The organism is Streptomyces sp. S4.7 (assembly GCF_010384365.1).
Lineage (GTDB): Bacteria > Actinomycetota > Actinomycetes > Streptomycetales > Streptomycetaceae > Streptomyces.
On record NZ_CP048397.1, the window covers coordinates 1909493 to 1922452 of the forward strand.

Sequence of the window (12960 nt, forward strand, 5' to 3'; positions counted from 1 at the left end):
CTCATGCTGCCATCCCCGTGACAAGAGCGGCAGATGGTGCTGACGCCGTTGACCTGCTATGCCCGCAGCAGAAGAGATCCGGTAATCGGACAGTCCCGTGGCAGGGTTCCCCCATGAGACTTCTGATACTGGGTGGTACCGAATTCGTGGGCCGCGCCGTGGCCGAGGCCGCGCTCGCGCGCGACTGGCAGGTGACCGTCTTCCACCGCGGGCGCCACGAACCACCGGCGGGCGTCGCCGTCCTGCACGGTGACCGCACGGCCCCGGGCGGCCTCGCGGCCCTCACCGACACGACGGACGGCTCGGCTCCCGAGTGGGACGTGGTCCTCGACACCTGGTCGGGCGCCCCGTCGGCCGTGCTCGACGCGGGCCGGCTGCTCGCCGGCCGGGCGGGGCGCTACGCGTACGTGTCGAGCCGATCCGTGTACGCCTACCCGAGCCGTGCCGGGCTCCCGGAGGACGGCCCGCTGGTCGAAGGCGCCGCGGCGGACGCCGGGCAGCGTGACTACGCGCGGGACAAGCGCGGCGGCGAGTTGGCCGCCGAGGCGGCCTTCGGAGACCGCGCGCTCCTGGTGCGCGCGGGCCTGATCCTCGGGCCCTGGGAGAACGTGGGGCGGCTGCCGTGGTGGCTGGGACGCATCGCGCGCGGCGGGCCGGTGCTCGCGCCGGGGCCGCGTGAGAACCCGTTGCAGTACATCGACGTACGCGACCTCGCCGAGTGGACCCTCGACGCGGCGCAGCGCGGCCTCGGGGGCGCGTACAACCTGGTGAGTCCGTCGGGTCACGTCACGATGGGCGGGCTGCTGGAGGCATGTGTCGCGGCCACCGGCTCGGACGCCGAGCTGCGCTGGACGGACCCGGACGCGATCCTCGCCGCCGGGGTCGAGCCGTGGTCGGACCTGCCGGTCTGGCTGCCGCGCGGCGAATCGCACGACATGATGCACGGCGGCGACGTCTCCGCGGCGCTGGCGGCGGGGCTGCGGTGCCGGCCGGCGCGGGAGACCGTCTTCGACACCTGGGCCTGGCTCCGGTCCATCGGTGGCACGGCCCCGCAACGTCCGGACCGCCCGGCTCTCGGGCTCGCGCCGGAGGTGGAGGCGGCGCTGCTGGGGCTGTGAGCCGGGGACTCGATGCCGCCCGGGAGCCCCCCGGGGCGGGGATGCCGGGGGTGTCCGAGTGGTGCTAGGTACACCACCGATTGGGGGCGGAACCCGCTCCCGCCGGACGCGCCCCGACCGGCAGACTGAGGCTCGCGCCGGTCGGGCCGAGGGCCGGGGGCCGATGGGGCACGGGCGAAAGGGAGAGGAACGACGATGAACAGGACGAAGAAGGTAGTCGCGGAGGCGGCGACCACCACGGGGCGGGGACTGGTGCTCGGGCTCAGCGCCATCGCGGGCTCGATCACACTGTTCGTCCTCTCGGTGCTGTCGATCACCTTCATCGTTCTCGGCATCGGCGTCTTCACCACCCCGCACGTCCTGCGGGCCGTGCGGGCGCACGCCAACCGGCGCCGGCTGCTGGCGGCGACCTGGTCGGACGTCAGGATCCCGGTCCCGTACCGCCCGATGCCCGCCGATCTGCGCACCGGCGTCACCGGGCAGGTGGAGCGGACGACGCTGATGCTGAAGGACCCGGCGACCTGGCGGGACCTGGCGTGGCTGCTGGTGGACATGACGGCGGGCGCGGTCGTCGCCTTCATCTCCCTGGGGCTGTTCGTCTACCCGCTGGAAGGTCTCGTGCTGGCGGCCGGACTGTGGCGGGTCTTCGAGGAGGGCGGCTCGTACTGGTACGGCTTCGTCCCCGTCCACAGCCAGTTCACGGGCCTGCTGGCCGCCGCGCTGGGTGCGGCGATCGCGGCGGTGGGTGTGCGGTACGCCGACGACGTGCAGCGCGGTCACTTCCTGCTCGCCAAGTCCCTGCTCGCCCCCAACCAGGACCAGGAGCTGGCGCAGCGCGTCGCCCATCTCACCGAGACCCGGCACGACGCCGTGGACACCTCCGCCGCCGAACTGCGCCGGATCGAGCGTGACCTGCACGACGGTGCGCAGGCCCGCCTGGTCGCCATGGGAATGGACCTGGGCACGATCGAGGCGCTCATCGAGAAGAACCCGGCCAAGGCCAAGGAGCTGATCGCGAGCGCCCGCAGGTCCTCCGCCGAGGCGCTGACCGAGCTGCGCGACCTGGTCAGGGGCATCCACCCGCCGGTGCTCGCCGAGCGCGGGCTGGGCGACGCGGTGAAGGCGCTGGCCCTGCGGCTGCCGGTGGAGACCGACGTACAGGTGGATCTGCCGGGCCGTGCGGAGGCCCCGGTGGAGTCGGCCGCGTACTTCGCGGTGAGCGAGATCCTCACCAACGCGATCAAGCACTCCGGCGCGGACCACATCTGGATCGACATGACCTGCACGGAGTCCATGCTGCGGATCGCCGTCGGCGACAACGGCGTCGGCGGCGCGAAGATCGGTTCCGGCACCGGGCTGAGCGGACTGGAGCGCCGACTCGGTACATTCGACGGCATCCTGGCCGTCAGCAGCCCCGCGGGCGGCCCCACCATGGTCACCGTGGAGATCCCTTGCGAGTTGTCCTAGCCGAAGATCTCTTCCTGCTACGTGACGGCCTGGTCCGGATGCTGGAGGCGTACGACTTCGAGGTCCTGGCCGCCGTGGAGACCGGGCCCGAACTGACGAAGGCGTTCGCGGAACTGGAGCCGGACGTCGCCGTCGTCGACGTCCGGCTCCCGCCGTCGCACACCGACGAGGGGCTCCAGTGCGCCCTCGCCGCGCGCAGGGACCGTCCCGGACTGCCCGTCCTCGTCCTGTCGCAGCACGTCGAGCAGTTGTACGCGCGCGAGTTGCTGGCCGACGGCAACGGCGGCATCGGCTATCTGCTCAAGGACCGGGTCTTCGACGCCGACCAGTTCATCGACGCGGTGCGCCGGGTCGCCGGGGGCGGTACGGCGATGGACCCCCAGGTCATCCAACAACTGCTGTCCCGGCGCGCCCAGGACGAGCCGATCGGCCGGCTGACGCCGCGTGAGCGCGAGGTCATGGAGCTGATGGCGCAGGGGCGGTCGAACGCGGCGATCGCCGCCCAACTCGTCGTCACGGAGAGGGCGGTGTCCAAGCACACGTCGAACATCTTCGGGAAGCTGGGGCTGCCGGTGTCGGACGACGACAACCGGCGGGTGCTCGCGGTGATCGCCTACCTCGACCGGGGCCAGCAGTAGCGGCGGGTCCGGCGCGTCGGCGCCCGTGTTGCCCAAGGGGCCACCGGGCGGGGTGTGTTGCGGGCATCCGCCCGGTTTGTTGATGGAGATTTCTATGAATTCCCAGTGCGGCTGAACAGGCCGCGAATGCCGTCCGTATGGAACGGAGCGCTTCCTCCCCCCGCCGGAGATCCCCCTGAACCGGCACCGAAGCTTGAGGAGTTCCATGGGACGCACGTCAAGAAAACGCTCGACAGTGGCGAACCGGGCCATCGCGGCCTCGGCAGCCTTGATTCTGGGCGGGGGTGGCCTGGTAGCGGTGAATGTCTACGCATCCGCAGGAGAAAGCCGCCCCGGTCAGGAGCGGATCGAGAACGCCGGACGGCAGATGTCCACCATCGACTGTCCCGAGGTCGCGAATGCGCTCACCAAGGTGCCGAAGCGCGCCCGAGCCACGGTCGACCGGGAACTGGCCCGGATGGACACGCAGATCACCGTCGCCTACAAGCGGTTCGCCGACAACAAGGTGAAGTTGGAGAGGGATCCGGAACTTACCGAGAAGAAGATCCTCAAGCCGCTGAAGCAGCAGCGGCTCGCCAGCCTCAAGAAGATCCGTTCCGCGCTCAAGCAGGCGGGGCACTCGCAGAAGAGCCTCGACTCGCTGGCCCCCTGCACCATGCGGCCCGACGACAGCACCGACGAGGGCGATCCGGGCGGTGGCCAGGACGGCGGCCAGGACGGCGGCCAGGACGGTGGCCAGGACGGTCAGCCTCCCGGCAACGGCCCCGAGGCCTCGGACTTCGTCGACATCGAGTCCGTCGAGCCGAACATCCAGGAGCCGCAGCCCGGCGACCAGGCCTCGACCGGCACCTTCACCACCGACTGCGGGCGCAACAAGAACGGCCTGTTCAACTCGGACAACGTCATCGCCGCGCCCGGCGTGAGCAACGGCGCCCACCACAAGCACGACTACGTGGGCAACCAGGCCAACAACGCCTTCGCGAGCGACGACGACCTGGCCAACGGTGAGACGACCTGCGACGAGCAGGGCGACAAGTCCACCTACTACTGGCCGGTGGTCCGCCTCCAGAACGGTAAGAACGAGGCCGACGCGAACGAGGACGGCGGCGGCAAGGACGGCAACGTCGGAAAGATCCAGACCCCGTCCGAGGTCACCCTGCAGTTCGCCGGCAGCGCCGCGTCGAAGGTCACGGCCATGCCCCGCTTCCTGCGCATCATCACCGGTGACGCGAAGGCGTTCGTCAACGGCGACGCCAACGCCAATGCCTCGTGGAGCTGCACCGGATTCGAGGACCGCCAACTGAAGGACAAGTACCCGATCTGCCCGGCGGACAGCCAGGTGGTGCGTTCGTTCGACTTCCAGAGCTGCTGGGACGGACAGAACACCGACAGCGCGAATCACCGCACGCACGTGGCGTTCGCCGACGAGAACGGGCAGTGCCAGGAGGGTTTCCAGGCCATTCCGCAGCTCAAGCAGCGGATCGTCTACGACCTTCCGCCGGGTCCCGGCTTCGCGGTGGACTCCTTCCCCGAGCAGTTGCACAAGCCCATCACCGACCACGGCGACTTCATCAACGTCTTCGACGAGGACGTGATGACCAAGATGGTCGACTGCATCAACACCGGTAAGAAATGCGACTGACCGCGTGAGGTGAATCCTTCGGCGTCGGCCGGGCCGCGTACGCGGCCCGGCCGACGCCGTTCGGTGTCAGTTCGTTCCGGGGTGGCCCGAGTGTCCTCCGGTGTCGTGGTCCTCGGTGTCGTGGTCCTCGCCGCCGGAGTGGTGTGCGGGGGCCGTCTCGACCGTTCCGCCCAGCCGGCCGCGCAGCGACTCGACCACCTTCGCGTCGCCGCTGGCGACCCACTTCCTGCCGACGAGATACGAACCGCCGTAGTCGTTGGCCTCGTTGATCCACTCGCGCAGACCTCGGTCGGTCGCGAACGTGGTGAGGATGTATCTGCCGTAACCCGTCTTGCAGTTGGCCTGGCGCAGTTCATCCGCGTCGGTCTGCACGTTCGGATCGCATTCGGCCTTGTCGGCCAGTTGTTCGAGGCTCCCGGTCGCCGTCTTCGGCACCTTCGGGGCCTCGTCGTCATTGGTGCCACAGCCACTCAACAGGGCCAGGGCCAGGGCCGGCACCACCAGTGCCACTCGGGGTCGCTCGGTACGCATTCGGCCATCCTGCCCTCTCCGCAAGCCCCCGCGCGAGTGAACGACACATCGCATCGTTGCCCACCCCCCTCCCCGTCATTAACGTGCGCTCCTCACGCACCTGTTGTCACACCCCGTAGCCGAGGACAGAGGACCGCTGATGATCGAGCTGCCGAGTCCCATCCCTCCCGCCCCTGTCTCCGCCCCCGCACTCCCCTCCCTTCCCGACGCCCCCTCCGCGCCCTCCCGGCGTGCCGTGCTGGCGGGCGCCGGGGCCATCGGCGCCGGTACGGCGCTGGCCGCGCACTCCCCCGCCGCCGCCCGCCCCCTCACCCCTCCGACGACCGCGGGCGCCGAAACCGCGACCGCCGCCGCCCGCGCGGCCCTGGCGCGCCTGCTCCCCCGCCACGCCGACCAGTTCCGGTTCCGGGTGACACAAGGCCCCGAGCGGTTCCGGGTCGCCGGGTCCGCCGGCCGCGTCGAGGTGTCGGGCACCGACGCCGGTGTCCTGCTCACCGGGGTGCACTGGTATCTGAAGTACGAGTGCGGCGCCCACATCAGCTGGTCGGGCAGCCAACTCGACCTGCCCGCCACGCTGCCCGCGCCCCGCCGCCCGCTGGAGCGCTCGGCGACCGTACGGCACCGGTTCGCCTTCAACGACACGCACGACGGCTACACCGCCCCGTACGCCGACTGGCCGCGCTGGGAGCGGTTGCTCGACGTCCTCGCCCTGCACGGCTGCAACGAGGTCCTGGTCACCACCGGCCAGGAGGCCGTCTACCACCGGCTGCTGACCGGCTTCGGCTACTCCGACACCGAGGCCCGCACCTGGCTGCCCGCGCCCTCGCACCAGCCGTGGTGGCTGCTCCAGAACATGAGCGCGTACGGCGGCCCGCTCTCCCCCGAGCTGATCGACGCACGCGCCGTACTCGGCCGGCGGATCACCGACCGGATGCGTGAACTGGGCATGTCCCCGGTGCTGCCCGGCTACTTCGGCACCGTCCCGGACGGCTTCGCCGTCCGCAACCCCGGCGGGCGCACCGTGCCGCAGGGCGACTGGAACGGGCTGCCGCGCCCCGACTGGCTCGACCCGCGCACCTCCGTCTTCGCCGAGGTCGCCGCCGCGTTCTACCGTCACCAGGCCGACCTCTTCGGCGAGGTGAACCACTTCAAGATGGACCTGCTGCACGAGGGCGGCAGCGCCGGGGACGTCCCCGTGCCCGACGCGGCCCGCGCGGTCGAGACCTCGCTCCACACGGCCCGCCCCGACGCGACATGGGTGATCCTGGGCTGGCAGACCAATCCCGTGCCGGCCCTGCTCGACGCCATCGACACCGACCGGGTGCTGATCGTCGACGGTCTGTCCGACCTGGACTCGGTGAGCGACCGCGAGCGGGACTGGGGCGGCGCGCCGTACGCCTTCGGCACCATCCCCAACTTCGGCGGCCGTACGACGCTGGGCGCCAACTCCGACCGCTGGACCGAGCGGTTCACGGCCTGGCGCGACAAACCGGGCAGCGCGCTCGCCGGCACCGCGTACATGCCGGAGGCCGCCGAGCGCGACCCGGCCGCCTTCGAGCTGTTCAGCGAGCTGGCGTGGCGCCAGGACGCGGTGGACCGCGAGAGCTGGTTCCGGTCGTACGCCGATCTGCGCTACGGCGGCGAGGACCGCGCCGCGCGGGAGGCGTTCGGTGTGCTGGCGGCGACCGCCTACCGGCTGAGGACCACCGACGGCCGCCCCGTCGACTCGCTCTTCTCCCGCCGCCCCTCCCTCACCTCGTCCGTCGGGACCGCCTTCGACACCGGCGAGTTCGACAAGGCCTTCGGCTCGCTGCTCGACGTGGCGGCCGGGCTGCGCGGCTCGGACGCGTACCGGCACGATGTCACCGAGCTGGCCAGGCAGGCGCTCGCCAACCGGTCGCGGCTGCTGCTGCCGCAGTTGCGCGGCGCCTTCCAAGGAGGCGACGTCGCCACGTTCCGCGCGCTGGCCGCGCTGTGGCTCGGACTGATGCGGCTGAGCGACACGATGGCCGGCTGTCACCGCTCCTTCCTGCTCGGTCCGTGGCTTCAGGACGCGAAAGGGTTCGCGACGAGTCCGGCGGAGGCCACGACGCTGGAGTGGACGGCGCGCACGCTGATCACCACCTGGGCCGACAGGTCGGCCGCCGGGCATCTGAGCAACTACGCCAACCGCGACTGGCAGGGCCTGCTCGCCGATGTCCATCTGCCGCAGTGGCAGGCGTATCTGGACGAGCTGACCGACGCCGTGGTGGCCGGACGGGAGCCGAAGGTCTTCGACTGGTACGTGGACGAGGAGGCGTGGACGCGGGCACGCGGCGCCTATCCGGTGCGGGCGACCGGTGACGCGTACCGCACGGCCCTGCGCGTACGGGAGACCCTGGCCACCGCCCCGTACCAGGGCACCGTCACCGTCACCGCCGACCCGCTCGCCTTCACACCGGGCAGCACGGGCACCGTGCGGGCCGACTTCGGATACACCAACGGGCTGCGCGGCACCGGCCCCGTCGACTTCGCCCTGACCGGCCTCGACGCCCGGCCGGACGGCCCCACGCGGCTGCCGGCCGTCGACCCGGCCGGCGCCGGGTCCGTCTCCTGGTCGGTGACCGCGCCCGGCGAGCCCCTGACGGCGCCGCTGCGCCCGCTGCCGTACGCGCTGGCGCTGGAGTACGGACCACGCGGCGAGGAGCGCGTGCGGACCGTCCAGCGGGGCGCCGTGTACGTCGCGGGCCCGCTGGCCACGGGCTGGCGCACGTACAGCAACAACGAGGCGGTCTTCGGTCAGTTCGGCGAGCGCTTCGCGGTCAACGGCGGCGGGCAGGACCTGTGGCGGGCGACCACGCAGTTCGGCACGGCCTTCAAAGAAGGCGCGTTCAGGGACGGCGTGAGTGTGACGCTGCGGGTGGACGCGCAGGAGAACACGGGTGCGTGGGCCCGCGCGGGCGTCATCGTCCGCGACCGGCTGGCGACGCCGGGCTCGCCGGGCATCGTGAACCTGGCCGTGACGCCGTCCAACGGGGTGGTGCTCTCCTACGACACGACCGGCGACGGCACGCTCGACACCTACCAGCGCGTCACCGGCGTCACCGCGCCGGTGCTGCTGCGGCTGGCCCGCGCGGGGAGCGGCTTCACCGGCTCGTGCTCGACGGACGACGGCGCGACATGGCGAACGGTGGCCACGGTCCCGGTCCCCGGCGCCGGCACCGTCCAGGACGCGGGACTGTTCATGAGCGCGACGAACGGAAGCAGCGGGCTGCGCGGCACGGTCGAGTTCAGCGGGTGGGCGGTGACGGGGTAGGCCGGGGGAGGGCGGCTGCCGCCGTGGCGGACGGCCGGTGACGCGCCGGCCGGGTCGGCCGGGGCCGAGGGCAACACGGCGCCCCCGGCAAACGCCCCTGGGCGTAAGGCGGTTGGGTGTGACCATACGGGCGGTGGATCGTTCTGCTGGGCGTGCCCCCACACGACACCGTCACGGCCGTCCCCGCCGCCCCCGGTCCTCCCGTCGCCGTCCCCATCGACGTCGAGCAGGCCGAGGCCGCCCTCGTCGAGCACTACCAGCGGCTGGCGCGGCTCGCCTATCTCGTGCTGCCTCCGGTCCTCGGGCGCAACCGCCGCGTGCTGACGGCGCACGCCCTCGTTCAGCGCTCCCTGCCGCGCGGGCGCACGGCGGCGACCGCCGACAGCGTGTACGCCTACGTACGAGGCCGGGTGCTGCGGCAGGCTCTCGACGCGGGGCGCACGCTGCGCCGCGCGGCGTGGCCCCGGCGTGCCCAGCTGCCGCCGCTGCTGCCGCACGTGTGGGGCCTGCGGCTGTTCCCGCGCTCGGGCGGCGCCGACGAACTCGCCCTCGACCGGCGCCTGTCGGGTCTCTCCGGCGGCGCCAGGGCCGCCTTCGTACTGAGGGGGCTGGAAGGGCTGCCCGACACGGACGTGCACCGGCTGCTCGCCACCGCCGGGGTCGAGGACCCGCACGCGGCGCTCGCGGAGGCGGACGGCATCGGTACGGAGGGCGTGGCGCTGCTGGAGTCCCCCGAGTACGACCCCTGTTCGCTCCAGGCCCGCCCCACCGATCTGCTGCGCCGTCGCCAGCACGCGCGCGCCGCGGTCGCGGGAGTCGCCGCCGTCGCCGTCTGCGGCGCGCTGCTCGCGCTGCCCGGCGGCGGCTGGGGCGCGAACGGCGCCGCCGCCCCCTCGTACGCGCGCAACCCGGCGGCTGAGGCCGCCCTCGACCCGGCGAAGGTGCTGCGCGTCCCGGCGAACGCCTGGCGGGCGTCGGCCCGTACCGACTTCTCCGTGTGGCCCACGCGCGGCGCGCTGGCCGCCGACCGGCCGCTGCTGCGCCGCGCGCTGGCGGTCTGGGCGAGACCGGGCGCCTCGGTGCGGGTCTCGTCGACGCCCGCGACGCCGGAGGGACCACCGATGGGACCGGCGCAGTTGCTGTACGCGGGCGAGGTGGACCGGGCGCGGGTGGTGCTGCTGTACGACGGGCTGCGGATCGCCCGGTACGCGGAACCCCGCACCGGCACGGGCCCGGTGGCGCTGGACTTCGCCCGGGTCGACGGGGCGGCGGCCGACACCGCGCCTGGCGCGGCCCCGGCCACGTACGCGCTGGTCGCCGGGCGTACGGACGGCAACGTGCGCTATCTGACGGCGCCCTGGGTGACCGCGACGTCCGTACGCGATCTGCTCGACCCGGCCGCCGACGCCGCTCCCCTGCGGCGCGGCGCGGACGGTGTGACGGACCCGCTGCCGACGCCGGGCGCGACGCGGGAGTGCGGGGCGTGGGACGTGCTGGAGGTGGCGGAGAAGGGCACGGGCGGCGGCGCGGGCTCCGTACGGCTGCTGACCGACCTCGGTGAACTGACGCCCGCGCGGCTGACGTCGGGCCCGCCGTCGGCGCCCGCCGACGTGTCGGGCGGGGCGGCGCGCGCCGCGTGGGCGCGCACGGCGTGTCTGCTGCCCGCGGTGCGCTCGCACGGTGTGCGGACGGTGAACTCCTGGCAGTACGCGAGTCAGGCCCTGCCCGAGTCCAACGGCGGCGCGCGCTGGGTGTGCACCCGCGCCGAGACGTGGCGCGGTACGGACAGCAGGGTGCTGGCGCAGTTCCAGGCGCCGTCGGCCAGGGCCGGGGCCCCGCAGCCGGGCGCGATCGCGGCGCGGGCGGAGGACTCGGCGGCGTGCGGCGCGCGCGAGCCCCACGTACTGGCGGGTGTGCTGTGGAAGTCGCGCGGCGGCCGGTGGTACGTACTGGCGGCGGGCGGCGGCGGGTTCCGCTCCGTCCGTACGACGGGCGGCGTCACGGGCGACGCGCGGGGGCGGCTCCTCGCGGTTCCGGCGAAGCCCGGTGACCGGGCGGAGCTCGACGGGCGGCTGGCCGACGGCACGCGGGTGGGCGCGCTGCGCTGACGGCCGGTGCCGCCGCCCCGGCAGGGCCCGGTGCGGCGGTGCGGCTCAGGGCAGGAGCAGCCAGTCGGTGGCCAGCGTGGCGGCGAGGCCGACGCCGAGCACCCAGGTGGCGAGGCGGGTGCGGCCGTGCCTGCTGAGTTCGATGACGACGCCGCAGAGGATCATCGCGAGCCCGTAGACGCCGACGACGAGGACGGAGCTGCGGTTGGCGAGCCGTACGGCCAACAGCGCGGCCATGGCGACCAGTAGGACCGAGGCGACGGTGACCCGGATACGGCGGGCCTGGCGCGGGGTGAGGGCCGTGTCGTCGTGCCCGGCGTCCGCGGGGTCACCGACACGGGTGTCCGGCCCGCTCTCCGGCTCGGTGTCCGGCCCGCTCGTCGGCTCGCTCTCCGGGGCCGTCTCCGACCCGGTGTCCGGGTCCCCCGCCGACGTGTCCGTCCCGGACTCCGCCTCCGGTTCCGGGTTCGGCTCCCGCTTCGACTCCGGCCGCGATTCGGGCGTTTCGGTGACCTCTTCCTGGTCAGATGCGCTCATGGTCGGCGAGCGTAACCGACAGCCTTCAACCACCGACGGTTAGGCTGTTCATATGACGACCGGGGTCCGACGCAGAATGGGCGTCGAAGAGCGACGCCAGCAACTGATCGGTGTCGCGCTGGAACTGTTCAGCCACCGCTCGCCCGATCACGTCTCCATCGACGAGATCGCGGCGGCCGCCGGCATCTCCAGGCCGCTGGTCTACCACTACTTCCCGGGCAAGCAGTCGCTGTACGAGGCCGCGCTGCGGCGGGCCGCCGACGAGTTGGCCGAGCGCTTCGTCGAACCGCGCGAAGGGCCGCTCGGCGCCCGCCTGCTACGGGTCATGGCCCGCTTCTTCGACTTCGTCGACGAACACGGTCCCGGCTTCTTCGCGCTGATGCGGGGCGGCCCCGCCGTGGGTTCGTCCACGGCCAACGCGATGATCGACGAGGTGCGGCAGTCAGCGTACGAGCAGATTCTGTCCCATCTCTCCATCCAGTCCCCGCCGCCCCGGCTGGAACTGGTCGTGCGCTCCTGGGTGTCGCTCGCGGAGTCGACGGCGCTGCTGTGGCTGGACGGCCGCCGGATCCCGCGCGGGGAGCTGGAATTGCAGCTGGTGCACGACTTCGCCGCGCTGGCCACGGTGAGCGCGGCGTACGACGAGGAGATGGCGCGGATGCTGCTGCCGGTGCTCGCCGACGAGCCGCCGGGCGGGCCGTTCGGCGATCTGCTGACCCGGCTGACGGCCCTCGCGGAGACGCTGCCGGGGCCGTCGGTACCGGTACCGGTGCCGACGGCCCTGCCGACACCGCGCACGGCATAGCCACGCGGCGCGGCACCTCACCGACGGGAGCGGCGGTCAGCCCGCCTCCCCGTAGACCACCGTCACTTCCTTGAAGCCGAGGGAGGTGAGCAGCCCTTGCAGCATGCTGGTGGTGTTCTTCTCGGCCCGTTCGGTCAGTCCGCTGTCCTTCGCGGCGTCCTGGATGTGCTTGGCGGCGAGCTTGTTGACAGCCCGCTCGTCGGCCGGGTTGTCGGAGAAGAAGTCCCCGAGCCGGTCGAGCAGTCCGCGCTGTTTGGAGACGGCGTACGACCGGTCGGCGTCCAGCGTCGCCTCGCCGAGCCGGGCGTGCGGCAGCCGCAGCGTCGCGGTGGTGCGCTCCTTGTCGACCTGTACGTTCTCGTCCCCGATCCCGCCGAGGTCCACGTACGAGCCCACGCTGCCCGCGCCCACGTAGAGCGTGCGGCTGCCCTTGACGGTGTCGGGGAGGAACTTGGCGTCCTTCTCCAGATCCACCACCACCTGGAAGTTCCCGGACGCCGCCTGGTACCGGCTGAGGTCCTGGATGGACTTGAGGAGTGTCGGCCCGGTGCGGTCCTTCGTCTTCTCGCCGAACACGTCGTCGAAGCCGGGCACGAGATCGAGCCGGCTGCCGATCCCGAGCAGCACGACAAGCACCACGAGTCCGACGGGCAGTTTGATCCACCAGGGCGCTTGCGACACACGTGACCCTGGCGTCCCGCCCCGACTCTGATCGGGTTCTGGTTTCACGTCGGTGGACGTCATACCTACCGGGTTACCCGTCCGGCGGGGTTCACGCTCCGCCGGGACCGCAACAAGTTCCGGCAACCGGCGTGCATG

The 12960-nt window shown here is 72.6% G+C and carries 10 protein-coding genes; 7 read left to right on the top strand and 3 right to left on the bottom strand.

Annotated features, from left to right (window positions below; all coding sequences use genetic code 11):
* The first annotated feature begins 113 nt into the window (after positions 1–113).
* From SSPS47_RS08415 to SSPS47_RS08430, 4 genes are all read left to right on the top strand, one after another.
* Positions 114–1118, top strand: a complete 1005-nt coding sequence (locus SSPS47_RS08415) for an NAD-dependent epimerase/dehydratase family protein (protein ID WP_164249923.1) — start codon at positions 114–116, stop codon at positions 1116–1118.
* Between the two features lie 195 nt (positions 1119–1313).
* The gene (locus SSPS47_RS08420; protein ID WP_164249925.1) at positions 1314–2585 is read left to right on the top strand and encodes a sensor histidine kinase; all 1272 of its coding nucleotides are present in this window, start codon (positions 1314–1316) and stop codon (positions 2583–2585) included.
* Positions 2570–3223, top strand: a complete 654-nt coding sequence (locus SSPS47_RS08425) for a response regulator transcription factor (RefSeq protein WP_164249927.1) — start codon at positions 2570–2572, stop codon at positions 3221–3223. The genes SSPS47_RS08420 and SSPS47_RS08425 overlap by 16 nt, the downstream gene beginning before the upstream one ends.
* A 205-nt stretch (positions 3224–3428) precedes the next feature.
* On the top strand, positions 3429–4865 hold the full coding sequence (locus SSPS47_RS08430; protein WP_164249929.1) for a DUF1996 domain-containing protein: 1437 nt from the start codon (positions 3429–3431) through the stop codon (positions 4863–4865).
* A gap of 66 nt (positions 4866–4931) precedes the next feature.
* On the opposite strand, the gene SSPS47_RS08435 is transcribed toward SSPS47_RS08430, so the two are convergent.
* Positions 4932–5396, bottom strand: a complete 465-nt coding sequence (locus SSPS47_RS08435; protein ID WP_203557800.1) for a hypothetical protein — start codon at positions 5394–5396, stop codon at positions 4932–4934.
* 139 nt (positions 5397–5535) lie between these two features.
* On the opposite strand from SSPS47_RS08435, the gene SSPS47_RS08440 reads away from it, so the two are divergent.
* Both SSPS47_RS08440 and SSPS47_RS08445 read left to right on the top strand, forming a co-directional pair.
* Positions 5536–8691, top strand: coding sequence for an alpha-N-acetylglucosaminidase (locus SSPS47_RS08440; protein WP_164249931.1), 3156 nt, complete (start codon positions 5536–5538; stop codon positions 8689–8691).
* A gap of 215 nt (positions 8692–8906) precedes the next feature.
* A complete protein-coding gene (locus SSPS47_RS08445; protein ID WP_164254449.1) occupies positions 8907–10799 on the top strand; it encodes a hypothetical protein in 1893 nt (630 codons plus the stop codon).
* A gap of 45 nt (positions 10800–10844) precedes the next feature.
* Here SSPS47_RS08445 and SSPS47_RS08450 read toward each other — a convergent pair whose 3' ends face one another.
* A complete protein-coding gene (locus SSPS47_RS08450) occupies positions 10845–11336 on the bottom strand; it encodes a hypothetical protein (RefSeq protein ID WP_164249933.1) in 492 nt (163 codons plus the stop codon).
* Between the two features lie 52 nt (positions 11337–11388).
* Here SSPS47_RS08450 and SSPS47_RS08455 point away from each other — a divergent pair, with 52 nt between their 5' ends.
* Positions 11389–12141 (top strand): TetR/AcrR family transcriptional regulator, encoded by a 753-nt coding sequence (locus SSPS47_RS08455; protein WP_164249935.1) that lies wholly within the window; start codon positions 11389–11391, stop codon positions 12139–12141.
* A 36-nt stretch (positions 12142–12177) separates the two neighbouring features.
* On the opposite strand, the gene SSPS47_RS08460 is transcribed toward SSPS47_RS08455, so the two are convergent.
* A complete protein-coding gene (locus SSPS47_RS08460) occupies positions 12178–12822 on the bottom strand; it encodes a DUF4230 domain-containing protein (protein WP_239064811.1) in 645 nt (214 codons plus the stop codon).
* Positions 12823–12960 lie beyond the last annotated feature (138 nt).

Bases quoted from the DNA above. Each gene is read 5' to 3' on its own strand.
- SSPS47_RS08420 (WP_164249925.1), top strand. From the start codon at position 1,314: ATGAACAGGACGAAGAAGGTAGTCGCGGAGGCGGCGACCACCACGGGG.
- SSPS47_RS08430 (WP_164249929.1), top strand. From the start codon at position 3,429: ATGGGACGCACGTCAAGAAAACGCTCGACAGTGGCGAACCGGGCCATC.
- SSPS47_RS08415 (WP_164249923.1), top strand. From the start codon at position 114: ATGAGACTTCTGATACTGGGTGGTACCGAATTCGTGGGCCGCGCCGTG.
- SSPS47_RS08455 (WP_164249935.1), top strand. From the start codon at position 11,389: ATGACGACCGGGGTCCGACGCAGAATGGGCGTCGAAGAGCGACGCCAG.
- SSPS47_RS08440 (WP_164249931.1), top strand. From the start codon at position 5,536: ATGATCGAGCTGCCGAGTCCCATCCCTCCCGCCCCTGTCTCCGCCCCC.
- SSPS47_RS08450 (WP_164249933.1), bottom strand. From the start codon at position 11,336: ATGAGCGCATCTGACCAGGAAGAGGTCACCGAAACGCCCGAATCGCGG.
- SSPS47_RS08435 (WP_203557800.1), bottom strand. From the start codon at position 5,396: ATGCGTACCGAGCGACCCCGAGTGGCACTGGTGGTGCCGGCCCTGGCC.